This window comes from Cohnella zeiphila, assembly GCF_014212055.1.
Classification (GTDB): Bacteria; Bacillota; Bacilli; order Paenibacillales; family Paenibacillaceae; genus Cohnella; species Cohnella zeiphila.
This window is the reverse complement of record NZ_JACJVO010000007.1, coordinates 40,579-64,843: the sequence shown is the minus strand read 5'-3', so window position 1 is coordinate 64,843 and position 24,265 is coordinate 40,579. Positions and strand designations below refer to the sequence as shown.

Here is a 24,265-nt window from a genome sequence, read left to right as displayed (position 1 = left end):
GGGCGGAGCGGGCATGCCCGCAGACCGCCGGCAAATCTCGCCGAAGACCGGTTCGATCGCGCCGAAGGTTCGGATAAATCCTTGGCAGGATTCGGATTCGGAGCGTTTTCATCGGCGATTGTATTACTGTGTGTTACATATCTTTAATCGCTGTACTATAAACATTCAACAGAAAAATGAGGAGCAAAATCAAGAAAATCAGCTATTTTTCTTTGACCAATCCAGTCATACAGCGCTATAATAATTCTATAACAGAAAGCCCTCTTCCACAATTCCAGACGAGGTGAGCGAAATGAGTAAAGGTTCTTTGGACGCTCCGGTAAAGCCGGTTCAATCTTATCCGTACGAAGTGCGCTCGGAAGATGTCGTACCTTTGCAAGTATTGTCTCCGGAAGGAGAAGTCGTCAATTCCGAGAAGCTGCCGGAACTTTCCGACGACGAGCTTAAGGAAATCATGTACCGCATGGTCTATACCCGCACCTGGGACGATCGCGCCATCAATCTCGGGCGCCAGGGCCGTCTGGGCTTCTATGCTCCGGTATCCGGACAGGAAGGCACGATGGTCGGCAGCGAATTCGCCCTGAACAAGGACGACTTTGTTTGCCCCGGTTATCGCGATATGCCGCAGATCGTTTGGCACGGCCTTCCGCTGTATCAGGCTTTTCTGTATTCGCGCGGCCACCAGCATGGCGGACAAATTCCGGAAGGCGTCAACGTGTTGATGCCGCAGATCATCATCGGCGCCCAAGTGCTGCATGCGATGGGCATCGCCATGGGCTTCAAGCTGAAGAACGAGAAGCGCGTCGCGATTACGTATACGGGCGACGGCGGTTCTTCGGAAGGCGACTTCTACGAGAGCCTCAACTACGCGGGTTCGTTCAAGCTGCCGGTCATTTATTTCGTGCAAAATAACGGCTATGCCATTACGACGCCTTACGCGAAGCAAACGGGCGCCCAGTCGATCGCTCATAAGGCGCTCGCGGCGGGCGTTCGCGGCGTTCAAGTCGACGGAATGGACGTGCTCGCCGTCATCGCGGCGGTCCGCGAAGCGGCGGAGATCGCCCGCGAAGGCGGCGGCGCGACGCTGATCGAAGGACTGACGTACCGGTTCCGCCCGCACTCCATGTCGGACGACACGTCCAAATACCGCACCAAGGAAGAAGAGCAGGAGTGGAGCCTCAAGGATCCGCTCGTCCGCTTCGGCAAGTACCTGGAATCGAAAGGCCTTTGGACGGAAGACGATACGGCCCGCGTCAAGGAAGAAGCGAAGGCGGCCGTGAACGAGCATATCAAGAAAGCCGAACAAACCGAGAAAATGACCGTGGCCGGCCTGATCGACAGCATGTTCGAGAACACGCCGCCGCATCTGGAAGAACAAAAAGCCGATTTCCAATAAAAGCTTTCCCCGAAGCGGCAGCTCGCCATTGCGCGACTTACGGCCGCTGCCGGGGAAGCCTTCGGGGAAGTTCTCCGGTTACCGCTCATAATCCAATGATGGGAGAGAGTTAGCAGCATGGCACAAATGAATATGATCGAAGCCATTAAAGACGCGATGCGGACCGAGCTGAAGCGCGATCCGAACGTGCTGATCTTCGGCGAGGACGTCGGTCATGCCGGCGGCGTGTTCCGGGCCACGGAAGGGCTTCAGGCCGAATTCGGGCCGAACCGGGTATTCGACACCCCGCTGGCCGAGTCGGCAATCGGCGGCATGGCGGTCGGTCTCGGCACGCAAGGCTTCCGTCCGATCGCGGAAATCCAATTCGTCGGCTTTATCTACGAAGCGCTCGACCAGATGTTCGTTCAAGCGGCCCGGATGCGCTACCGTTCCGGCGGCCGCTACAACGCGCCGATCGTCTTTCGCACCCCGTTCGGCGGCGGCGTCAAGGCGGCGGAGCTTCATACGGATTCGCTCGAAGGGCTGGCCATGCAGACGCCGGGCCTCAAGGTGATCGTTCCTTCCAACCCTTACGATGCCAAAGGGCTGCTGATCTCGGCCATCCGCGACAACGACCCGGTCTTCTTCATGGAGCATTTGAACTTATACCGCGCATTCCGCGACGAAGTGCCCGAAGGGGACTACACCGTGCCGATCGGCAAGGCGAAAGTCGTTCGCGAAGGCACGGACGTCACGATTATCGCTTACGGCCTGATGGTTCACACCGCGCTCAAAGCGGCGGACGAGCTGGAGAAGAACGGCGTCAAGGCCGAGGTCATCGACCTGCGCACGCTCATGCCGCTTGATATCGACACGATCGTCGCGTCGATCCAGAAGACGAACCGCGCGATCGTCGTTCAGGAAGCGCAGAAGTCTTCCGGCGCCGCTGCGGAAGTCGTCGCCCAGATCAACGAGAAGGCGATTCTGCACCTGGAAGCGCCGGTGCTTCGCTGCGCGGCTCCGGACACGGTATACCCGTTCGCGCAGATCGAAGACGCCTGGCTGCCGACGCCGGCCCGCATCGTGAAAACCGTCAATCAAGTGATGCAGTTCTAATAGACAGGAGGTTTCGACGTGGCTCGATTCGAATATCGGTTCCCGGAACTCGGCGAAGGACTGCACGAAGGCGAAATCGTCAAAATGCACATCGCGCCGGGTCAGGCGGTAACAGACGAAGATATCATTATGGAAGTCCAGAACGATAAAGCGATCGTGGAAGTACCTTGCCCGGTCAACGGCAAGGTGCTGGAAGTGCTCGCCAAGGACGGCCAGACGATGCGCGTAGGCGAAGTCGTCGCCGTCATCGAGGCCGAAGGCGAGCTGCCGGAAGGCCATGACGCCGAGCCGGCACACGGCGGAGCTGCCACGGGCGGCGCCGATACGCAAGGCCAGCCCGCGCAGGCTCCGGCGGCTGAATCCGGTGCCGCCGCCGCGCCGGCACCGGCAGCGTCCGAATCGGCGAAGCCGGGCGCGCTCGTGCTCGCGACGCCAAGCGTGCGCAAGTTCGCCCGCGAGAAAGGCGTCGCCATCGCCGAAGTGAGCGGCACCGGCAAGAACGGACGCATCACCCGCGAGGACGTGCTTGCTTATGCAGGCGGCGGCGCTCCCGCGAAGGCTGAGGCATCGGATGCGGCGCCTTCCGCCGGACAAGCTCAAGCCGCTGCCAAGCCGGCGGCGCAGGCCGTGCAAGCGGGCCCCGGCGTCGAAGAGCGCGTGCCGTTCAAGGGCATTCGCAAGGCGATCGCGAACGCGATGGTCAAGTCGGCTTACACCGCTCCGCACGTGACGCTGCTTGACGAAGTGGACGTAACCGCGCTCGTCGCGCTGCGCAGCCGGTCCAAAGCATTCGCGGAGAAGAAGGGCGTCAAGCTGACGTACCTGCCGTTCATCGTCAAGGCGCTCGTCGCGGCCTGCCGCGAATTCCCGGCGCTCAACGCGACGATCGACGAAGCGGCCAACGAACTGGTGTATAAGAAGTATTACAACATCGGCATCGCCACCGACACCGACAACGGCTTGCTCGTACCGGTCGTGTTCGACGCGGACCGCAAGAACATTTGGACGATCGCGAACGAGATCCGGGATCTCGCGGCCCGCGGCCGCGACGGCAAGCTGGCCCCGAACGAGATCAAGGGCAGCACGATCTCGATCACGAACATCGGCTCCGCCGGCGGCATGTTCTTCACGCCGCTCATTAACTTCCCGGAAGTGGCCATTCTCGGCACCGGCCGCATCTCCGAGAAGGCGGTCGTCAAGAACGGCGAGATCGTCGCCGCTTCGGTCATGGCTCTGTCGCTCAGCTTCGATCACCGCATCGTCGACGGCGCAACCGCTCAGAACTTCTTGAACTACATTAAACAGCTGCTCGCCGATCCCGAGCTGCTCGTCATGGAGGTATAAGACATGGTCGTAGGAGACGCTTCTCTCGATATTGATACACTCGTCATCGGTGCGGGTCCCGGCGGTTATGTCGCGGCCATCCGCGCGGCTCAGCTCGGCCAGAAGGTCATCATCGCGGACAAAGGCAAATTCGGCGGCGTCTGCTTGAACGTCGGCTGTATTCCGTCCAAGGCGCTGATCAATGCCGCCCATCATTACGAAGAAATGCTGCATGCCGACAAGTACGGCCTGTCCGCCGAGAAGGTGGCTGTCGACTTCGGCAAGGTGCAAGAATATAAAGGCTCCGTCGTGAACAAGATGACCGGCGGCGTCGAAATGCTGCTGAAGGCGAACAAAGTCGAAATGTTCCACGGCGAAGTGATGTTCATCAACGAGAACGAAGCGCGCCTGTTCAACGATCAGGAAGCGCCGCGTTATCGCTTCAAGAACTGCATCATTGCGACCGGCTCCCGGCCGATCGAGCTTAAAGCCTTCCCGTTCGGCGGCCGCATCCTGTCGTCGACCGAAGCGCTGTCGCTTCCGGAAGTGCCGAAGAGCCTGATCGTCATCGGCGGCGGCTACATCGGCGCCGAGCTCGGCCAGATGTACGCGAAGTTCGGCACCCAACTGACGATCCTCGAAGGCGCGGACACGATTCTGCCGGGCTTCGACAAGGATATGAGCCAGCTGGTCGTGAAGAAGCTGAAGAAGAACAACGTCGAGATCGTTACCGGCGCGCTGGCCAAGAGCGCCGAGCAGACGGACAAAGACGTGACGGTTACCTATGAAGCGGGCGGCGAGACGAAGACGGTCACGGCCGAGTACCTGCTCGTGACGGTCGGCCGTCGTCCGAACACGGACGGCGAGCTCGGACTCGATCTGATCGGCGTCAAAGTCGGCGAACGCGGACTGATCGAAGTGGACGAACAATGCCGTACGAACATCAAGCACATTTTCGCCATCGGCGACATCGTACCGGGCGCCGCGCTGGCGCACAAAGCTTCTTATGAAGCGAAAGTGGCCGCCGAAGCGATCGCCGGACTGCCGTCCAAAGTCGATTACAAGTGCATCCCGGCCGTGGCGTTCTCCGATCCGGAATGCGCAAGCGTCGGCTACACCGAGAAGGAAGCCAAAGACAAGGGCCTTAACGTCAAGGTCAGCAAGTTCCCGTTCGGCGGCAACGGCCGTGCGGTAACGCTCGACGGCGCGGACGGCTTCATGAAGCTCGTCCATGACGCGGACAACGGACTCGTGCTCGGAGCTCAAATCGCCGGCGTGGAAGCCTCCAACATGATCGCCGAGCTGGGATTGGCGATCGAGATGGGCGCGACGATCGAAGACATCGCGCTGACGATCCATGCGCATCCGACGCTCGGCGAGATCGCGATGGATACGGCGGAGCTGGCCATGGGCCATCCGATCCACACTGTCGCGCCGAAGAGATAAGCAACGCCAGAACGCATTCCGGCATCCTGACCGCCCTAGGGTCAGGATGCTTTTTTTAAGAGGGACATCAAAGAGAGGGGGCGCAGCTTATGGATGCCAAACCGGCCAGCCGATCGCGATCGATCCAGACGATGCTGGTATTTCCGGGCGAGACGAACTACCACGGGACGATGTTCGGCGGCAACCTGATGAAGCAGATCGACGAAATCTGCGTCGTCGCGGCGATGCGCCACTGCGGCAGCAGAGTCGTGACCGCGTCGGCGGACAGCTTTGATTTTATCTCGCCGATCCGAATGGGCGAGACGATCGAGCTGGAAGCGTTCGTCACCTGGACGCGGCGGACTTCGATGGAAGTCGTCTGCGTCGTGCGCGCCGAAAATCCCGAGACGGGGGAGCGGCGGACGGCGACGACTTGCTTCGTGACGTTCGTCGCCGTCGGCGCGGACGGCAAGCCGAGAGCGGTGCCTGCCGTGCTTCCCGAGACGGATGTGGAGCGCAAGCTGCACGAGACCGCTCCGGAACGCTACGAACGGAGGACGCAGCGGCGGACTCAGCGTTATTTCGTCGACAGATGAAGCTTGCGGATGATACAATGTTTTGTAAACCGACGACATAAAGGGGTGTTCGCGATGCGCAATTATTTGGATTTGCTTCAGGACATCCTGGATCATGGCATGGAAAAAGAAGACCGCACCGGTACCGGCACGATCAGCGTGTTCGGACGGCAGCTTCGATATGATCTGTCCGAAGGGTTTCCGCTCGTGACGACGAAGCGGATTCATTTGAAGTCCGTCGTCCATGAGCTGCTGTGGTTTCTCAGCGGCGAGACGAATATCCGCTATCTCAAGGAGAACGGAGTCTCGATCTGGGACGAATGGGCCGACGAGAACGGCGATCTTGGCCCGGTTTACGGCTCGCAATGGCGCGCCTGGGAAACGCCGGACGGGCGGACGATCGACCAGATCGCCCAGGTGGTCGAAGCGATCAAGCGGAATCCCGATTCCCGGCGTCATCTGGTCAGCGCATGGAACGTCGCGGAGATCGAGCGGATGAAGCTTCCGCCGTGCCACTATGCCTTTCAATTTTACGTAGCCGGCGGCAAGTTGAGCTGCATGCTGACCATGCGATCGGTGGATTCGTTCCTCGGCTTGCCCTTCAATATCGCGTCCTACGCGCTGCTCACCCATATGGTGGCGCAGCAGTGCGATCTGGAGCCCGGCGAATTCATCTGGTCCGGCGGCGACGTCCATATTTACCGCAATCATCTCGAGCAGGTGAAGCTCCAGCTGACGCGGAATCCGCTGCCGCTTCCGAAGCTTGTCATCAAGCGGCGGCCCGAGTCGATCTTCGACTATCGATACGAAGATTTCGACTTCGTCGGGTATGAGCATCATCCGTCCATCAAAGCGCCCGTCGCCGTGTGAATATTCGGTGTCGAACGGCCATTCTCCGAACAATTCCAGCAAGAAGAGACGGATCGTTCGGTAGTCACCGGTTGACCCGATATGGTATGATGGAACTACGAAATCGACAAGGTTGGGATCGAATTCATGACCATTACGCTTATTGCCGCTGCCGGAGCGAACGGGGTCATCGGCGCCGGCAACGCGTTGCCGTGGAAGCTGCCGGCGGAGATGGCTTATTTCAAAGCGCAAACGATCGGCAAGACCGTGCTGATGGGGCGCAAGACGTTCGAGTCGTTCGGGAGCCGGCCGCTTAAGGATCGCGCCAACGTGATTTTGTCCCGCACGATGAAGGAAGCGCCGGAAGGCTGCCGGCTCGTCCGGTCGGCTGAAGAAGCGGTCTCGGAGCTGGCGGGCGAAGAGATCATGGTCATTGGCGGAGCGGAGATCTACGCGCTGATGCTGCCGGTCGCCGACCGCATTCTGCTGACCGAGATCGAACGGGCTTACGAGGGCGACGCGTACTTCCCCGAATTCGGCAAGAGCGAATGGGTACTCGTCTCGCGAAAACCCGGTATCCGCGACGAGAAGAATGACGTCGATTACTATTTTTGCGTGTACGAACGCCGTCGTCCGTAGACGAATCGTGCAAACAATTGAGAAGATAATCCATTCTGGACAGCCGTCCAGTCTGGTAGCATGACTAAATATCGCTGAAACAGGGTGCAAATCGATGGCTTCCGTTCTCGGACGGAGCAGATCGGCCGGGAATGCTGCAAGCCGCAAGAGCGGAACACCGACAGATGGGGGAAATGAAGATGTCGACGCCTACGGGATTTATGGAATATCAGCGGGAGCTGCCGAGCGACCGCGATCCGTTGGAGCGCATCAAGGACTGGAACGAGTTCCACCGGATGTTCTCCGAAGAACAATTGAGAACCCAAGGCGCCCGCTGCATGGACTGCGGCACGCCTTATTGCCATACGGGCATCGAGCTGGCGGGGAACGCCTCCGGCTGCCCGATCAACAACCTGATTCCCGAGTGGAACAACCTGATCTATCGGGGACTGTGGAAGGAAGCTTACGAGCGTCTGTCCAAGACGAATAACTTTCCCGAATTTACGGGACGCGTCTGTCCGGCACCTTGCGAAGGGTCCTGTACAGTCGGCTTGATCGGCGATCCGGTCACGATCAAAACGATCGAACAAGCGATCATCGACCGCGCCTTCCAGGAAGGCTGGGTCGTGCCGCAGCCGCCGAAGACGCGAACGGGCAAGAAAGTGGCCGTCGTCGGCTCCGGCCCGGCGGGCCTGGCCGCCGCGGCGCAGCTCAACAAGGCGGGCCACACGGTAACCGTCTACGAACGCGCGGACCGGATCGGCGGACTGCTCGTGTACGGCATCCCGACGATGAAGCTCGAGAAGGACCTCGTCCAGCGCCGCGTCGATCTGCTCGCCGCCGAAGGCGTGAAGTTCGTGACGAACACGGAGATCGGCAAGGACATTTCCTCGCAGCAGCTGGTCGACGAATTCGACGCGGTCGTCCTGTGCGGCGGCGCCACGAAAGCCCGCGGCATCGGCAACGTCGAAGGGGCCGATCTGAAAGGCATCGTCCCGGCGATGGATTTCCTGAACGCTACGATCAAGAGCTACCTGGATTCCAATCTGCAGGACGGCAACTACATTTCGGCCGAAGGCAAGAACGTGATCGTCATCGGCGGCGGCGACACCGGAACCGACTGCGTGGCGACGAGCCTTCGCCACGGCTGCGCCAGCATTACCCAATTCGGCACGCATGCCAAGGCGCCGCTGACGCGCGACCAAATCAACAACCCGTGGCCGGAATTCCCGAACGTATATACGCTCGATTACGCGCATGAAGAAGCCAAGGCGCTGTACGGCGAAGATCCGCGCGCATTCTCCGTCCTGACGAAGAAGTTCGTCGGCGACGAGAACGGCAACGTAAAGGAACTGCACACCGTGCAAATCCGCCGTTACGTGGACGAGCAGGGCCGCAAGATTTACGAAGAGATTCCGGGGACCGAGAAAGTATGGCCGGCCGAGCTCGTGCTGGTCGCCGTCGGATTCGAAGGTCCGGAGCGGACGATCATCGATCAGCTCGGCCTGGAGACGGACCGCCGGACGAACGTCAAGGCCGCATACGGCAAGTACAAGACGAGCGCGGACAAGGTGTTTGCCGCAGGCGACATGCGCCGCGGACAAAGCCTGATCGTCTGGGCGATCAACGAAGGCCGCGAGGCGGCTCGCGAGGTTGACAAGTATTTGATGGGCTCCTCGATGCTGCCGTAAAGGCAACGATTCCACTAACGATAAGGGTTGTTCCTGCAGCGGATGGTTTCGCAGGCGGGAGCAACCCTTTGCAGCATTCGGGACTCCCCCAAAAGGATCGAAATCAACTTCGAACTTCGCGTCGCTTTTGGGGGATTTTTGATGGAGGTAGAATTCATGATCAAATACGGGGACGATCGAAGCCGCGAGCTTCGGTTCGCCGCCTTTTTCCCGCATGCGGAGAAAAGGGACGACAACTGGGTGGACGTGGAGCTGCGCTTTACGACCGAATCGGCGACGCCGGTCCCGGACGATCTGATCGACTTGACCGCGCTTGTCGTTTGCACGACGGACGGAGATCCGATTCAGATCATACCTCTGGACGCCGGTTGCGACTGCGAGTATCAGTTTACTTTTTTCGAGAAAGAGCAGATCGCGGCCTATGTTCGCGGAAAAGAAGTGCAGCAAGCGATCGCGGAGGCGGTTCGGCAAGGGTAGCAGAACAGCAGACATTACGCTTCCCGCGTGTGGCAGCAGGCCAGACAATATCTTCCTCTGAGCCGGTCTCTATGATAAACTGATCGGGACGGTTTTCATAGAGTACGGAGAGAGGAAGGGAACGGATGGGCCAAACCGCGCTGCTGTCGCCATCGGACGTCCTAGTCATTCGCCGCTACGTGCAGACGAAGTTCGCCCCGCTTCCCGGCGCGAAGCAGGCCGAGATCGTGGCCGACGCGGTCCGCGGAGCGTTGGAGCGGCGGCTCCCCGAGCTGCCGTCGGACGTGAAGGCGCGGGTCGCCGGCGAGCTGATTCGGCGCTGCCTCATCCGCGAACAGCGCGAAGTCGGCGAGGGCGACGTGGTGGACGCGTGCGCGGATGCGGGCCTCGGCGCGGACATCGACCCCGAGCCGCTAGCCCGCTGGCTGCAGCAGCGGGCCGGCGGCAGATGGAGCCGGGAGCAGCTCGACTCCCGGCTGGACCGGGCCGGAAGGCGTTCGCTCCTTCCGGCCGTTGTTCCGTCGCCGGCGGAAGCGCTGCCGCCCGCGGTCATGGACGGCGGCGCGGCGCTGCCGCTCGCCGCGATCGACGCAGCGCCTGCGGATGCGGGCGCTGCGAAGGGCTTCGCCGCGGCGCTCGGCCGCCGCGCGGCATGGATGCTGCTGGCGGCGACGCTCGCCGCCGGCGCGGGCTTGGCGCTCCTGCCGCAGGCGGAGCGCCAGGAAGCTGCGGTGCCGGGGCCTGCGGGGCGGGCGCCGCACTCAGTTCCGGCGGCCGCGGAACCGGATGGCCCCGGCATGCCGCAAGCGTTACGGTACGCCGACTTCGACGAGGCAGCCGTCAAAACGTATTTGCGCGGCCGGGACTCGATGCTGGCGAACGAGCCTTACTTCGGAGCAATCGTCGCGAGCGCGCGCAAATACGACGTTCACCCGCTGCTGCTGTTTGCGATCGCCGGACAGGAGCAAGGCTTTGTTCCGAAATCGAAGAAGGAAGCTCTTCGCATAGCGAACAACCCGTTCAATGTGTTCCACAGCTGGCAGGAGTATAACACCGACATCGCCGATACGTCCGAGATCGCCGCGAAGCTGATCGCCAAGCTCGGCAAAAGCCGGCCGAAAGGGGTTGAGCCGTTCGCCTGGTTCAATCGCACGTACGCGGAAGACCCGGCCTGGTCCGACGGCGTCCGCAAACTGTTCGACATGCTTGTCTCCCTGCCCGAAACTACCTCGAAATAGCCGGTTTCCGCAAGATGCGGGGCCGGTTTTGTTTTGCGTTTTCTTGCTTATAGGTTGAAACTATCAATCCATCGATTTTATATATTTCGATGAGAGAGAGAAAGGAGCTACAATCAAGCCTACAGAGGGACCGCGAACGGTCCAAGAGAAGGGAGTATCCTCGCATGAGCGAATATCAAGCCCAACAGAGGGCTGTTTTATCGGGGAAGCTGACAGACGTTCTGAACGCGCGGACGCTGGCGGGAGCGAATCCCGGTCTGGCGCGGCTTCTCCGGCCGGGAATGGCGATACTGGACGTCGGCTGCGGCACCGGAGCCATTTCGCGCGGTATCGCCGAAGCCGTCGGCCCCGAAGGCCGGGTCGTCGGCATCGACAACAATCCGCGGCTGATCGAGCAGGCGAGGAGTGCTCATGGCGACGTTCCATGGCTCTCTTTCGAAGTCGGGGATCTCTACGAGCTTGCCTTCGAGGAGCGGTTCGACGTCGTGACTGCCGCACGGGTGCTCATCTGGCTCTCCGATCCCGCCAAAGCGGTGAACCGGATGGCAGCCGCCACGAAGGAAGGCGGGAGCGTCGTTCTGGCCGATTACAACCATGGCCGAATCGTCTGGGACCCTCAGCCTCCGGAAAGCATGCTCGCTTTTTACGAAGCGTATTTGAAGTGGCGCTTGGATGCGGGGCTGGACAACGGCATCGCCGACCGTCTCGGGACGCTTCTCGGCGAGGCGGGACTGACGGACGTCCGGATCGAGCCCACTCACGAGGAAACTTTCCGCGACGACGCCGACTTCATCGGCCGCATCGCGCTTTGGGCGGATACCGCATCCAGCCGCGGACCCCAGATGCAGCGGGACGGCTATCTAACGGAAGAAGCGTGGAAAACGGCGGAGAGAGACTATCGGGAGTGGATCGGGCGGCATGCCGCGCACATGCGCATGTATTTTCTGACCGCAACGGGCGTGAAGACGTCTTCGTCTCTTTCTTCTGAAAATGGTCATTCCGATGGCATATAAGGAGCGCATCTCGTAGGGACGGCGCGTGCCGTCCTTTTTTGTCCTTTCCGTCCATATCCCGTTTGTTCAGGAGACCCCATTCCAGCCTCTTCGGAACTTTCCGGAATCCATCTATGTCCCATACCCGTTTTCCCTTTTTGCCGATATCCCGCTTGCTCAGACTTTCTTTTCTCCCCCCATCCATTGATAACCCTTTCCCATAGGAGAACGGCGCTAGTCCTTTCAAAAAAAACTTGAGCGGATTGGCAACATGATTCGGCTGGCCCACATAGGACCCTCCCTGAACGACGGGGATCTCGAAGGAAAGGGGAATACGAGCTGCATCCAAAGGCGTCTGAGTGAAGGGGATATCGATGCAAAGAAGATTTTCCAGCCTCATTCGCCTGAGCGACGGGGATTTCGAAACAAACGAACAAAAGGTGCAGCGGCGGCGCGCCGGAACCTGAGCGAAAGGGATAAGGAACCATAGCGCTGAGTGCAACGCGCAGGGCGAGCTTCTGAGTGATAGGGATAACGGAGTAACGCGGGGAAGTGCCGGGCCCAACCGCCAAGGTCATAGACCCGGCGGTTTCAGAAGGGCGATGTGCTGCTGAATGGCGGGAGGAACCTCGTTCAGTTCGGTCAGCGTCAGCATGGCGCTGCTCGACGGGGTCTCGATGTTCAGAAGGTTGTAGGCCCATTCCTGGTCACGCTTCAAGTAGATGGCGCGGATGCCACATTCCAGAGCGGGAAGAACGTCCGTTCGCAGGGAGTTGCCGATCATCCATGTCCGGTCCTCGTCGAACCGGCCTTGCTTCAGAATGTCCTTCATCGCGTCGGTATTTTTATGCATGCGGACGTAGATTCGATCCTCGAAAAAACGCTCCAGGTTCATCCGCTCGATTTTGCGCCGCTGGATGATGGCGTCACCCCCGGTATAGAGATGAAGGCGATGGCCTTCGGCGGCGAGCGTCAGCAGCGTTTCTTCCATGAATGGATAAGGCTCGACTTCATGATCGTAGACGCTGTTCCCGAGCCGCCACAGCCGGAGACGTTCATCTTGAGATGCCGCGCGGCCCGTCAGCCGGCTGAAATAATCGTACGTATCGACGAACGACTGGGGGAAATGGTCGCTTTTGAACCCGAACGACTGCACGCCCGCGATATCCAGCTCGCTATGCTTGTCCATAATCGCTCCGCGTCCGATGCCGAACGGAGCGAACCAGTCGGTCATCAGATCGACGAATTGATCCTGGACGAGGTTGAAATATTTGTTGCAGTAGATAAGCGTATCGTCCAGATCGAACAAAATATTTTGCTTCATGGCGCAAACTCCTTCTAAACGATTGATGCCGCCCGCTCCGGCAAAAACGCGGAACCGGAGCTCTGGCGAAGGGACGATTCATTCATTATGGCCCCGAAACCGGCGTTTGTAAATGCGGGCGCCGTGGCAAAATAAAAAGAAAACCCTTACGCCCGAATGGCGAAAGGGAGGAGGTGAACCGTACCGGTGCCCAAAAACAGCAGCAGCAAAATCGACGATCAGCAGAACGCTTCCCGCTTCCGGGAGAAATCGACGACGCCGCACTTGGACAAGATGGCGCGTCGCCCGTCCAGTCTGAACAAGATCAACAAAAACCTGCCGTAAAGCCGTCAGGCATACTTGGCGCGCTTGGCGTTCAAATCGCGCTTGATGAACGCGATCCGCTGGCGCACGTAGAAGTCGTAGCTGCCCCCGCGCAATTCGCGGGGGTTTATCGTTCGTCCGGTGTCGTTGTCTACGATGACAAGCTTCCCGTCCTCAAAAAATTTGAAAGTCAGATCCGAAGACGGGCGGGTCCCTATCGAAGGTTCCATAAACCGGAAGTGTTCGCAGTTAGCCATCCCAATCCACCTCGTTCGTTGGAATATTCGGAACATTTGTTCTTGTTTAGATTATACCAAACATTTGTTCGTATGGAAAGGCGTTCCGGAATACAATAAACTAGAAATGTGAAAAAAAACGAATTACGGCACGTCGGAGAAGGAGTTTACCCTAGCCATGATTACGATATCGGGATTGACGCGCAAGCTGCCGCAAGGCAAAACGGTGCTGGATGACATCCGCGGCCAACTGGAGCCGGGAACGTTCACGGCCGTCGTGGGCCCGAGCGGAAGCGGCAAATCGGTGCTGCTGCGGTGCCTGGCGCTCAAGGAACCTTGGACCAAAGGGGAGTACCGGTTCGACGGCCTTGACGTCGTCAAGGCCGGAGCCGCGGCGAGATTGAAGGTGCGCCGAAAGATCGCCTACCTGGAGCAGAAGCCGATTCTGTACGAGAAAAAGACAGCGCTTAAAAACGTGCTCATCGGAGCGGTCGGCCAAGTATCGTGGCTGCGGCGGATGACCGGCATGGTGCGCAACGACGATTACATGGACGCGATGGATACGCTGGAGGCGGTCGGCCTGATCGACCGCGCCAAGCAGGCGACGGAGAAGCTGAGCGGCGGAGAGCGGCAGCGGGTCGCCGTCGCGCGCGCCATCGCCCACGGAGCCGAGCTTCTGGTGGCGGACGAGCCGGTATCCGGCCTCGATCCGCACTCGGCGGAAGACATTATGGAGATGCTGAAGAAGCTGTGCAAGGAACGCGGCACGACGATCGTCGTCGCGCTTCACCGCCTGGAGCTGGCCGAGAAGTTCGCCGACCAGATCTGGGGACTTCAGGACGGAAGGATCGTGCTGGACGTGCGCGGCCGGAGATTGACGGGCGCGGAGAAGGTGCGTCTGTCGTGACGATCCGGATCGGAGCGCTGCGTTCCGAAGAGGACGTGCGTCTGGCGCACCGGCTGGAGCTGGCTTGCTATCCGGAGGAGCTGGCGGCGACGGAAGAAGCGTTCCTGTACCGCTGGCGAACGTTCCCCGAACTGTTCCGCGGCGCATGGTCGGGCGAGGAACTGGTCGGACTGGCGTGCGGGGTGCGAACGGACGCGAAGGACTGTTCGGACGTCGGCATCAAGAAGTTGCATGGAGGATCCGGCAGCGGCGGCAAGCTGTGCGTGCTGTCGGTCGCCGTTCATCCGGACCGGCGCGGACAAGGAATCGGCGAGCAGCTGCTGGAAGTTTTGCTGAACGAAGCGCGGCAGCTCGGCTTGCGGGAAGCGATGCTCATGTGTCAGGAATCGCTGATCGGCTGGTACGGGCGCGCCGGCTTCCGCGAGACCGGTCTCGTTCACGACGAGCACGGCGGCGTCCGTTGGCACGACATGGCGATGAGATTGAATGCACAGACAGTAACTTAAAGGAATGGATAGATAGGAATTCCCGCCAGAATCGACCTTTACGAAGCCAAGAACTGCAAATGTGCAGGAATTCCCGCCGGAATTGGCCTTTACGAAGCTAAAAACTGCAAATGTGCAGGAATTTCGGGGTCAATGGCGCTGTACACGCGGCTCGGGGGCCGAAAGCATGTATTTTTGCAGGAATTCATCGCCGGGTCGCCTTGCGCTTTCGAAAAGGATGCAGAATTGCAGGTTTTCAGGCATACACCTCGATAGAAAAGAGCCGGGAGTGTTCCCGAGGAACGTCCCGGCGGCAGGGCGGCTTCGTTATTCGTGAGGCGAGCCTTCCGCTTCCGGCTCCGCCTGCGACAGTTCCCGCAGGGATGGGATTTTGCCATGCGGCTGCTGCGACTGCTTGCGGATTTTCCAGGCGTTCTCGCGTCTGCGTTTGGATGTAGTCATGGGAAAAGTCCTCCTTGTGCGCCATGGCGCGCCTTGATGTAACCTGCAACCGTGAGCGCCGGCCGAGAGCCGATTGCCCGGTTGTCGGGAAATCACTCGTTATCATGCGCCCGAACGGCCGAATTATCCGCCGTCCGGGAGCGGCGAAGAGAAAGGGAACGTGTCCCAAACGAAAGGGGGAAAAATCGTGCCGCAAGCGCAAACGGCGGCTTCTATGCCGCTCATTTCAATCAATACGGGCGTGGCTGAGACTCGAGAGTACAACGGGCGGGAAGCTCGTTCCGGCATTTTCAAGCGGCCCGTCGCCTCTTCCGTGAAGCTGGGGTTCACCGGGCTGGAAGGGGACGAGCAAGCCGACTTGGTGAACCATGGCGGACCGGACAAGGCGGTATGCGTCTACAGCTTCCGTCACTATAAGCATTGGGAAGAGGTGCTCGGCCGGCCGCTGCCGGCGGGCGCGTTCGGCGAAAACTTCACCATCGGCGATTGGGTTGAATCGGACGTCCATATCGGCGACATGTTCGAGGTCGGAACGGCTCGGGTTCAGGTGAGCCAGCCCCGTATCCCTTGCTGGAAGCTGGCGATGAAATGGGGCTTAAGCGAGCTTCCGGCGCTCGTCACGGAGACGGGCGCCACCGGCTTTTACTTCCGCGTGCTTGAGCCGGGGGAAGTGACGACGGGCGAGATCAAGCTGCTGGAACGGCACCCGGAGGAGATGACCGTGCAGGAAGCGAACCGCATCATGCACAAGGACAAGACGGACGAGGCGGGCATCCGGCGCCTGCTCGGGGTGGATGCGCTGGCGGGCAGCTGGCGAGGCACGCTGGAGCGGAGGCTGGCCAAGCTCGGACAAGGAGGGTGAGACCATGTTCGCAGGCAAAACGGTCATTGTAACCGGCGCGTCGGGCGGCATCGGACGCGTACTGGCCCGAGCGTACGCCGAGAAAGGGGCGTCCGTGCTGCTCACCGATCTTCCGGGCACGGAAGGGGAACGGCTGGCGCGGGAATGGACGGATGAAGGGCATCGCGCCGTTTTCCATCCCGCGGATCTCAATCTGCCCGAAGCCGCTCCCGCCATCGCGGAAGCGGCGGCGTCCGCATTCGGCCGTCTCGACATCGTCGTCAACAATGCCGGCTTCGGCATCTGGAAGTCGCCTCTGGAGCTGGCCGTCGAGGAGTGGGACCGTGTCCTGAACGTCAATTTGCGGGGGACGTTCCTGCTCTCGCGGGAGGCGGCCAAGGTCATGAAGCGGCAAGGCTCGGGAGGCGCGATCGTGAACATCAGCTCGACGCGCCGTCTCCAGTCGGAGCCGAACTCGGAGGCGTACGCCGCATCCAAGGGCGGCATCGCTTCGCTGACGCACGCGCTCGCGCTGTCGCTCGGGCCCGACGGCATTCGCGTCAACGCGATCAGCCCCGGCTGGATCGAGACCGGCGACTACGCGGCGCTTCGGCCGCAGGATCACGACCAGCATCCGGCCGGACGCGTCGGCCGCCCGGACGATATCGTGCGCGCATGCTTTTATCTTACGGATCCGGCTAACGATTTCGTCACCGGCATCAACCTGACCGTAGACGGGGGGATGACCCGCAAAATGATTTACGAGCCGTAGAGCCCCGACGATTCGCCGTCATCCCCGGATCGGGGCGGCATACACTAATCTTATGGAGGAGACGAGACGGACGGCAGCGTTTGGCGTAAGCGTTTTCCCCAAAAACGTCGCCGCCAAGCAGGAATTCGACAAACAAACAGCGAAAGAAGTGTTTATTCACCACGTTCGCGCTCCGATGGTTCTCCGTTTTTGCATGTCCAAGATGCGAAAGGGGATTGAGCGGCTATGGTCAACTTGCCTAAAACGAACGAACTCGGTTTTTTTGAAATCCGGCTGGAATCGATCGGCGGCCTCGGCGCCAATCTGGCCGGCAAGATGCTGGCGGAAGCCGGCGTCATGGGAGCGGGACTGAACGGCGTCAGCTTCAGTTCCTACGGCTCCGAGAAGAAAGGCTCGCCCGTCAAAGCGCACATCCGTTTCTGCGACACCCATGCGAACATCCGCGACACCTCTCCCGTCGAACGGCCTCACGTCATCGGCATTTTCCACGAAAACTTGTCCCGCACGATCAACGTCATCTCCGGCATGTACGCGGACAGCATCGTTCTCGTCAATTCCAAGAAATCGCCCGAAACGCTGAAAACGCAGCTTGGCCTGAAGGGCGGCACCATCGCCGTCGTCGACGGAACCGGCATCTCTCTCGAAGAGAACAACCGCGTCAATATGGCGATGCTGGGCGGCCTCTTCCGGCTTTGCGACTTCCTCGATCCCGAATTCATGAAGGGCGTCATCCGCAAGTCGCTGGAGAAAAAATATCCCGGTGCGGTCCAGCCGGCTCTGAATACGTTCGAACGCGGGTACAAGGAAGTCAGCTTTCAGACGTTCGACTTGCCGGAAGGCGAGACGATGCCGGCGTTCGCGCGGATGGACACTCCGATTCTCGGCTACGAGACGCAGCCGATCGGCGGCACGATCGTGAATCCCGGCAACAGCGTGCTCAAAGACCTCAGCATTTCCCGCGCCGGGCGGCTCCCCCACTTTTTGGACGACAAATGCATCCACTGCGCCGCGTGCGACAACGTCTGCCCCGACTTCTGCTTCGTGTGGGAGGAGCAGCCCGACAAGAAGGGCCGCCCCCAAATGTTCCTGCAAGGCATCGACTACCAATACTGCAAAGGCTGCCTGAAATGCGTGCAGGCGTGTCCGACCGACGCGCTGGCGAGCGCGCTTGAAGACGAAGGCTACGCGGACGGGCACCGGGTTCCGCACCGATTCAATTTCGCTGCGAACGCGTAAGCGGATCGCTTGCTTTCCATCGCATATCATCCCGAACGCTTGTTCATTCCGTATTTTTCCATTCCGCAGTGAGAAAGGGTGGCACGGAAAATGGCGATCGATATTCGCAAGGAGCAAGGCACGGCAGAAGGGACGGTCGAGCAGCGCGTCGTGTACGAATCCGGCAACGAGATGGCGGCTTACGCGGCGCATCAGATCAACTATCATATCATGGGGTATTTTCCGATCTCGCCCTCGACGGAGGTCGCGCAATTCCTCGATCTGATGAAAACGAGCGGCCAGCACGACATCGTGCTCATTCCCGCGGACGGCGAACACGGCTCGGCCGGCGTCTGCTACGGCGCCTCTACGGCGGGAGGACGCGTGTTCAACGCGACGAGCGCGAACGGCTACCTGTACATGCTGGAACAAATGCCGGTCCAGTCCGGCACGAGATTCCCGATGGTGATGAATCTCGTCTGCCGCTCCGTATCCGGGCCGCTGGACATTCACGGCGACCATTCGGACTTGTACTTCGCGCTCAACACCGGTTGGCCGATTCTGCTCTGCCGGGATCCCCAGGCGGTGTACGACATGAACATCATGGCGCTGAAGCTGGCCGAGGATCCCGAAGTACGGCTTCCGGTCATCGTCGCCTCCGACGGCTACTTCACGAGCCACCAGAAGCGGCGCGTCATGACGTTCGCGCACCGGAAGGACGTGCATGCGTTCGTCGGAGAGAAGCCGCCCGAAGGCTTCGTTCACGTTCTGGACCGCGACCATCCGATCACGGTCGGCCCGTACATGAACGAGCCCGACTACATCAACAACTGCTACCAGCAGTCGATGGCGATGTACCGCGCGGAAGAGGTGTACGACCGCATTCGCACGGAATACGCCGCGCTCACGGGACGCGACTATCCGGTGCTCGACCTGTACCGGATGGAGGACGCGGAAGTGGCGGTATTCCTGCTTAACTCCGCCGCCGAGATCGTCAAGGACGTCGTCGACCAGCTGCGCGCCGAAGGCGTGAAGGCGGGAGCGATCTCGCCGAACATGATCCGGCCGTTCCCGGCGAAGGCGATCGCCGACGCGCTGCGCGGCGTGAAGGCGGTCACGGTCGGCGACCGGGCCGATTCCTACGGCGGCCATGGCGGCAATATGACGATCGAGCTGAAGGCGGCGCTGCATACGCACGGCAATTCGACGACGAAGGTCGTCAGCCGGATCTACGGCCTGGGCGGCAAGGACTTCTACGCCGAAGACGGACGGAAGCTGTTCGAGTACGCGATCGAAGCGGCAAAGACGGGGACGGTGGAGAAGCCGTTCGACTACCACGGCCATACCAAGGGAGATCCGGCCAAAGCGCCCAAGAGGGTGCTGGAGCCGATGAAATACGAGGAGCTGAAGACGGGGCTGATCACGGTCACGCCGGACGAGACGACGGGCAAGGTGAACGTGCGAATTCCGCCGCTCCGTCAGCTGACGAGAAAGCCGAAGCGCATCGCCCCCGGCCACGGCGCATGTCCGGGCTGCGGCATTTTCTCGGGACTCGAGATGTTTTTCAAAGGGATCGAAGGGGATATCGTCGCGCTGTTCCAGACGGGCTGCGCGATGGTCGTCACGACCGGCTATCCGTATTCCGCGCACAAGGCGACCTACATCCACAACTTGTTCCAGAACGGCGCGGCGACGCTGTCCGGCGTCGTGGAGATGTTCCACGAGCGCAAGCGGCGCGGCGAGCTTGACCATCTCGGTCTGAAGGACGACTTCACGTTCGTCATGATCACCGGCGACGGCGGCATGGATATCGGCATGGGGCCGGCGATCGGCGCGGCGCTGCGGAATCACCGGATGATCATCCTCGAGTACGACAACGAAGGCTATATGAACACCGGCGCGCAGCTCAGCTATTCGACTCCGATCGGCCACCGCACGTCGACGTCCAACGTCGGCAGCCGCCAGACCGGCAAGGTGTTCCATCATAAGGATACGGCGCAAATCATGGCGGCGACGCACATTCCGTACGTGTTCACGGGCAGCGAGGCGAACCCGCAGGACCTGCTGCGCAAGGCGGCCAAGGCGCAATGGTATGCGCAGAACGTCGGGCTCGTGTACGGCAAAATCCTGATCACCTGCCCGCTTAACTGGCTCTCCGACGACAAGGACGGCTCCACGATCATCGATTATGCCGTGAACACTTGCTTTTTCCCGCTGTACGAAGTGGAGCGCGGCGTCACGACGATTACGTACAACCCGGAAGAGAAGAACAAGCGCGTGCCGATGACCGATTGGCTGAAGCTGATGGGCAAGACGCGGCATCTGACGAAGCCGGAAAACGCCGAGTTGCTGCAAGAGTTTGAAACGGAGATCGAGCGTCGCTGGAACATGCTGAAGGCGAAGCACGAGAGTCCGTACCTGTGAGGCGGTGAACATGCGATGCCCTATGCGTTGAGGCATGCCGGGACGGGAGAGCTGCTGGCATGCAGGCAGACGAACAGCTATCAATTGGCTTATTACGGCCTGCTGTTGTGGGACGACGCGCCTCAAGAGGAGGCGCGGCTGAATGCCCTGCTGCTATCGGAGCGGTATACAGCCGCCGCGGCGGAACGGGAGTGGGGGCCGTCTCGGGACGACCGGCGGAAGGACCGGCTGGAGGCCGAATGGGAGCAGGTGCAGGAGCTTGCGAACTGGCGTCCGGTGCTGCTCACGGAGCATGAGGCGAAGATGGGCAACGTCAAGCTGCGCAACGATCCGTCGCTGCGGGTCTGCCTGCGCGACGGGCGCATCGAGGCGGACGCGGCATATCGGCGTTGACGACGCAACATCCCCGGACTCGCAATGGGCGGGCGCCGGGGATGTTTTTTGCCGGCATTCCCGCCGGAATGCGGCTTTTTCTCGCGCGCGGCGAACGGAAGAAACGCACAATCTTTTGTCCGATAGCCGTTTGGCTGGCATCACGTTCGGAATTTTATGATATAATGGGAGACAACGCTCGAGAGAAAGATCTGGGAACTGCCCGCGGGAGGGAAACAAACCATGAGTCGACGTTTTGTCATCGAGGCGGTTATGATCGCCACCTACGGCCAACTGCTTCTGCCGAAACGTCCTGTCGAATACAGGATTCCGTACTCCACCATCATGGAGCTATACGATATGAAAGACAGCCCGGAGCCGATCATGCCGGAGCCGGACGACGACAAGCACGTGAAAGAGAAGGTCGGCGAGATGATCGCTTACTTCGAAGATCCGTTCAACAAGAAGAAGCTGGAGCGCGCGCTGCTGGCCCCTTGGCGCGAGAGCCCGCCGCTGCCGATCAACGAGAATGTGACGCTCGTCGTCGTCAACGCGGTGGAGAACATGCAGTACGGCGAGATGCTCGACCCGATCGAGACCGAGCTGATTCTCGCCTCCCTGCGGCTGCAATGCCCGATTCTGACCGACCAGATCGAGTTCCAGGACAAAGTCGTTCAGAACAGCATTCCGGTCATTCTGTACGATATCGACGACTACGAATTCGCGTTGGAAGAGGATGTGCCGACCTCCGACGGATACTCGCAATAAGGAAGCTGCCGGGGTCCCCGGCAGCTTTCCGCGCATTTGGGAGGGGATCGAATGAGCATTCGGACCGCATGGGCCCGTTACTGCGCGTCTAGAGCGCGAAAACGGGGGGAAACGGAGAGAGCGCTGCGATGGTACGACTGGGCCGGCGAGCGGAATTTAAGCGCCGCCGACAAAGCGGAGTACGCCCGTCTGCTGTATGAGTGCGGCGATTCGAAGCGGGCGGCCGGACTGCTGGCGGATGCGTCCGGACAGCTGGCGGAGCCGGACGTGTATGTCCGGCTGGGGATGATCTATCGCGAGATCGGAAGGGAGCGGGAAGCGGTCGAGGCGCTTACGAAAGCGATTCGGCTCGATCCCGGTCCGTACTTATACTGGTACACCCGCGCGCTTGCCTACAGCGGCATCGGAGACGACGATCGGGCCGCCGCCGATATGAGGGAAGCCACCCTTCGGGATTCGGGTGCCTCTTCGCGCTACGAGCTGGGCTGCATCTACATGCGGCTGCAGCGCTATGCCGATGCCGCCCGCGCGCTGGAAGAGGCCGTCGCTCTGCCAAAGGAAGCCATCCCGCTCTACGAGTACCGGCTTGCGGAAGCTTACGAAGGAGAGGGGCGAGACGAAGAAGCGCTGGCGTCCGTTCGACGCGCCGCGGAGCAGCAGAGCCGATTGTCGGCACTCCCGGACGGCGGCGAGGGCGTCTTCCGCGACCGAACCCGGTATTCGGATACGGCCATCCGGACGCTGATGGCGGTCATCGATGCGGAAGCCGGCTTTCGACTGAAGGAAGCGCAGCTGCTGGAACGGGCAGGGCGGACGGAAGAAGCGCTTGACGCCGTTCGGCTCGGCCGTCTGGCCTATCCGGAGGAAGAGGAGCTAATGCTCCGTCAAGGAACCCTTCTGCGCGAGCTGGGCCGCCACGAGGAGGCGCTGGCGGTACTGAAGGAAACGAAGGAGAAGAGCCCGAAGCGGCTGGCCGCCTATATGGAGCTATGCACGACTTACCGGAAGCTGACGAAGTGGGAAGAAGCAAGCGGCGCGCTGAAGGAAGCGCTCCGCATCTTCCCCGACCAGACGGTCGTGCGTTACTGGCTGATCGACGTCTATCGGGACGCCGGCTGGTATGAGCAAGCGCAAAAGGCGAGCGGGGAACTGACGCGGATGGAGCCGGACGATCCGCTGAACTGGAAGCAGCAGGCGGAGCTCGCGATCGACCGCGAGCGTTATGAGGAAGCGGAGACGGCGTATTCGCGCGCCATCGAGCTGGACGGCAGCGCGGAGTATTACATGCGCCGCAGCTATGTCCGGTTCATGGGCGGACGCTACGAAGAAGCGATGCTCGACGTCCAGGCGGCGCTGCGCGAGGACGAGTCTCTGCACGGAGACGGCAAGACGGCGTTCGCGCTGGCGGAGCTGTATATGGGGATGGGCAATCGCGAGTTGGCGGAAGCGGAATACGGCAAGGCGATTGCTTTGGATCCGGGCAATGCGCGGCTGTATGAACGGCGGGCGAACTGCCGCCTGGAGAGCGGCCGCCTCGGGGATGCGCTGGACGATTGCCGCCTGGGGCTGGAACTGGAGCCGACGAACGCGAGGCTGGATTGGATGCGAAGCCTGATTTATTGGAAGACCGAAGAATACGATGCGGCGCTCGGCTCTGCGCTCGAATATGCGCGCAAAGCTCCGGAAGACGACCAGGGCCACTTCAATCTGGCCGCGATCTATTCCCGGATGCGCCGCTATGACGATGCGATCCTCTCGCTGGACCGGGCGATCGGCCGCAATCCGTTCGAACCCCGGTTCTACCTGGAACGGGCGTCGATCTATTACCACCGCATGTTCGACCGTACGCGCGCAGCGGACGACCTGGCGCAATGGCTGCTCTATGCCGGAGCCGAGAAGACGGAGCACGACCGTTCGCTTCTGCTCGGCGAACTGGACGGTTTCGACGACGAGATGCGCGCCCGGGCGTTGGAGCAGTACGAGATCGGCCTTGGAACGAGCCGGTACTTATCGTAGCGGAGACATGTAACCGTCCGGCGGCGGATGTGATTGGCGCCGCGGTATGGTAAAATAAGGGGGCGTTCGCGACGCGCCGGCCCGCGAAGGGACCGGCGCGTCGCGCTTGCGATCATCCGATTCGAGGAGGACACGACATGCTGGTGACGACGACCCCGAACGTGGAGGGGTACCGCATTACCGCGTACTACGGCATTGTAAACGGCGAGACGATCATGGGCGCGAACATTTTCCGGGACTTCCTGGCTTCCATCACCGACGTCGTCGGCGGACGGTCCGGCAGCTACGAGAACAAGCTGAAGGAAGCGCGCGAGATCGCGATCGGCGAGATGGTGGCTCAAGCAGAACGCATGAATGCGAACGCGATCGTCGGCGTAGACGTCGACTATGAAGTGGTTCGCGAAGGGATGCTGATGGTCGCCGTCAGCGGGACGGCCGTTCGGGTAGAAGCCTAAAACAGG

General features: G+C 60.7%; 25 protein-coding genes. 22 read left to right on the top strand and 3 right to left on the bottom strand.

What is annotated here, in order from left to right:
- Nucleotides 1–292: 292 nt before the first annotated feature.
- The 11 genes from pdhA (at nucleotide 293) to H7C18_RS05340 (ending at nucleotide 11,700) form a co-directional block, all read left to right on the top strand.
- Nucleotides 293–1,396: a pyruvate dehydrogenase (acetyl-transferring) E1 component subunit alpha gene (pdhA, locus tag H7C18_RS05390; RefSeq protein ID WP_185127999.1), complete on the top strand. Its 1,104-nt coding sequence runs from the start codon at nucleotides 293–295 to the stop codon at nucleotides 1,394–1,396.
- Nucleotides 1,397–1,513: 117 nt separating this feature from the next.
- Nucleotides 1,514–2,491, top strand: coding sequence for an alpha-ketoacid dehydrogenase subunit beta (locus H7C18_RS05385; RefSeq protein WP_185127998.1), 978 nt, complete (start codon nucleotides 1,514–1,516; stop codon nucleotides 2,489–2,491).
- A gap of 18 nt (nucleotides 2,492–2,509) precedes the next feature.
- Entirely contained in the window at nucleotides 2,510–3,835 is a 1,326-nt protein-coding gene (locus H7C18_RS05380) for a 2-oxo acid dehydrogenase subunit E2 (protein WP_185127997.1), read from the top strand.
- 3 nt (nucleotides 3,836–3,838) lie between these two features.
- Entirely contained in the window at nucleotides 3,839–5,260 is a 1,422-nt protein-coding gene (gene lpdA, locus H7C18_RS05375; protein ID WP_185127996.1) for a dihydrolipoyl dehydrogenase, read from the top strand.
- A gap of 89 nt (nucleotides 5,261–5,349) precedes the next feature.
- Nucleotides 5,350–5,835: an acyl-CoA thioesterase gene (locus H7C18_RS05370; RefSeq protein ID WP_185127995.1), complete on the top strand. Its 486-nt coding sequence runs from the start codon at nucleotides 5,350–5,352 to the stop codon at nucleotides 5,833–5,835.
- A 54-nt stretch (nucleotides 5,836–5,889) separates the two neighbouring features.
- A complete protein-coding gene (gene thyA, locus H7C18_RS05365; RefSeq protein ID WP_185127994.1) occupies nucleotides 5,890–6,684 on the top strand; it encodes a thymidylate synthase in 795 nt (264 codons plus the stop codon).
- 126 nt (nucleotides 6,685–6,810) lie between these two features.
- Nucleotides 6,811–7,302 carry a dihydrofolate reductase gene (locus tag H7C18_RS05360; RefSeq protein ID WP_185127993.1) on the top strand — a complete coding sequence of 164 codons (492 nt, stop codon included), beginning with the start codon at nucleotides 6,811–6,813 and terminating at the stop codon, nucleotides 7,300–7,302.
- A gap of 179 nt (nucleotides 7,303–7,481) precedes the next feature.
- Nucleotides 7,482–8,972: a glutamate synthase subunit beta gene (locus H7C18_RS05355; RefSeq protein ID WP_185127992.1), complete on the top strand. Its 1,491-nt coding sequence runs from the start codon at nucleotides 7,482–7,484 to the stop codon at nucleotides 8,970–8,972.
- Between the two features lie 156 nt (nucleotides 8,973–9,128).
- Nucleotides 9,129–9,449: a hypothetical protein gene (locus tag H7C18_RS05350; RefSeq protein WP_185127991.1), complete on the top strand. Its 321-nt coding sequence runs from the start codon at nucleotides 9,129–9,131 to the stop codon at nucleotides 9,447–9,449.
- Between the two features lie 125 nt (nucleotides 9,450–9,574).
- Nucleotides 9,575–10,687, top strand: coding sequence for a glucosaminidase domain-containing protein (locus H7C18_RS05345; protein WP_185127990.1), 1,113 nt, complete (start codon nucleotides 9,575–9,577; stop codon nucleotides 10,685–10,687).
- A 164-nt stretch (nucleotides 10,688–10,851) separates the two neighbouring features.
- Nucleotides 10,852–11,700 carry a methyltransferase domain-containing protein gene (locus H7C18_RS05340; RefSeq protein ID WP_185127989.1) on the top strand — a complete coding sequence of 283 codons (849 nt, stop codon included), beginning with the start codon at nucleotides 10,852–10,854 and terminating at the stop codon, nucleotides 11,698–11,700.
- 553 nt (nucleotides 11,701–12,253) lie between these two features.
- Here the strand turns inward: H7C18_RS05340 and H7C18_RS05335 are convergent.
- Nucleotides 12,254–13,003, bottom strand: coding sequence for an HAD family hydrolase (locus tag H7C18_RS05335; protein ID WP_185127988.1), 750 nt, complete (start codon nucleotides 13,001–13,003; stop codon nucleotides 12,254–12,256).
- A gap of 186 nt (nucleotides 13,004–13,189) precedes the next feature.
- On the opposite strand from H7C18_RS05335, the gene H7C18_RS05330 reads away from it, so the two are divergent.
- The gene (locus H7C18_RS05330; RefSeq protein WP_185127987.1) at nucleotides 13,190–13,327 is read left to right on the top strand and encodes a hypothetical protein; all 138 of its coding nucleotides are present in this window, start codon (nucleotides 13,190–13,192) and stop codon (nucleotides 13,325–13,327) included.
- 5 nt (nucleotides 13,328–13,332) lie between these two features.
- Here the strand turns inward: H7C18_RS05330 and H7C18_RS05325 are convergent, their stop codons facing one another.
- Nucleotides 13,333–13,563, bottom strand: a complete 231-nt coding sequence (locus tag H7C18_RS05325; protein ID WP_185127986.1) for a hypothetical protein — start codon at nucleotides 13,561–13,563, stop codon at nucleotides 13,333–13,335.
- Between the two features lie 157 nt (nucleotides 13,564–13,720).
- Here H7C18_RS05325 and H7C18_RS05320 point away from each other — a divergent pair, with 157 nt between their 5' ends.
- Nucleotides 13,721–14,449, top strand: coding sequence for a phosphonate ABC transporter ATP-binding protein (locus H7C18_RS05320; protein WP_185127985.1), 729 nt, complete (start codon nucleotides 13,721–13,723; stop codon nucleotides 14,447–14,449).
- Nucleotides 14,446–14,955 (top strand): GNAT family N-acetyltransferase, encoded by a 510-nt coding sequence (locus H7C18_RS05315; protein WP_185127984.1) that lies wholly within the window; start codon nucleotides 14,446–14,448, stop codon nucleotides 14,953–14,955. The genes H7C18_RS05320 and H7C18_RS05315 overlap by 4 nt, the downstream gene beginning before the upstream one ends.
- Nucleotides 14,956–15,261: 306 nt before the next feature.
- On the opposite strand, the gene H7C18_RS34970 is transcribed toward H7C18_RS05315, so the two are convergent.
- Nucleotides 15,262–15,396 (bottom strand): DUF6254 family protein, encoded by a 135-nt coding sequence (locus tag H7C18_RS34970; protein ID WP_238357489.1) that lies wholly within the window; start codon nucleotides 15,394–15,396, stop codon nucleotides 15,262–15,264.
- Between the two features lie 160 nt (nucleotides 15,397–15,556).
- Here H7C18_RS34970 and H7C18_RS05310 point away from each other — a divergent pair, with 160 nt between their 5' ends.
- The 8 genes from H7C18_RS05310 to H7C18_RS05275 all read left to right on the top strand — a co-directional run bounded on the left by H7C18_RS05310 (nucleotide 15,557) and on the right by H7C18_RS05275 (nucleotide 24,259).
- On the top strand, nucleotides 15,557–16,258 hold the full coding sequence (locus H7C18_RS05310) for an MOSC domain-containing protein (protein ID WP_337912941.1): 702 nt from the start codon (nucleotides 15,557–15,559) through the stop codon (nucleotides 16,256–16,258).
- 4 nt (nucleotides 16,259–16,262) lie between these two features.
- Nucleotides 16,263–17,009: an SDR family NAD(P)-dependent oxidoreductase gene (locus H7C18_RS05305; RefSeq protein ID WP_185127983.1), complete on the top strand. Its 747-nt coding sequence runs from the start codon at nucleotides 16,263–16,265 to the stop codon at nucleotides 17,007–17,009.
- 225 nt (nucleotides 17,010–17,234) lie between these two features.
- On the top strand, nucleotides 17,235–18,245 hold the full coding sequence (locus tag H7C18_RS05300) for a 2-oxoacid:acceptor oxidoreductase family protein (protein ID WP_185127982.1): 1,011 nt from the start codon (nucleotides 17,235–17,237) through the stop codon (nucleotides 18,243–18,245).
- A gap of 90 nt (nucleotides 18,246–18,335) precedes the next feature.
- Nucleotides 18,336–20,648, top strand: a complete 2,313-nt coding sequence (locus H7C18_RS05295; RefSeq protein ID WP_185127981.1) for a thiamine pyrophosphate-dependent enzyme — start codon at nucleotides 18,336–18,338, stop codon at nucleotides 20,646–20,648.
- Nucleotides 20,649–20,663: 15 nt separating this feature from the next.
- Nucleotides 20,664–21,041 carry a hypothetical protein gene (locus H7C18_RS05290; protein WP_185127980.1) on the top strand — a complete coding sequence of 126 codons (378 nt, stop codon included), beginning with the start codon at nucleotides 20,664–20,666 and terminating at the stop codon, nucleotides 21,039–21,041.
- A gap of 222 nt (nucleotides 21,042–21,263) precedes the next feature.
- A complete protein-coding gene (locus H7C18_RS05285; protein ID WP_185127979.1) occupies nucleotides 21,264–21,788 on the top strand; it encodes an ADP-heptose synthase in 525 nt (174 codons plus the stop codon).
- Between the two features lie 51 nt (nucleotides 21,789–21,839).
- The gene (locus tag H7C18_RS05280; RefSeq protein WP_185127978.1) at nucleotides 21,840–23,804 is read left to right on the top strand and encodes a tetratricopeptide repeat protein; all 1,965 of its coding nucleotides are present in this window, start codon (nucleotides 21,840–21,842) and stop codon (nucleotides 23,802–23,804) included.
- Between the two features lie 137 nt (nucleotides 23,805–23,941).
- Nucleotides 23,942–24,259 carry a YbjQ family protein gene (locus tag H7C18_RS05275; RefSeq protein ID WP_185127977.1) on the top strand — a complete coding sequence of 106 codons (318 nt, stop codon included), beginning with the start codon at nucleotides 23,942–23,944 and terminating at the stop codon, nucleotides 24,257–24,259.
- Nucleotides 24,260–24,265: the final 6 nt, after the last annotated feature.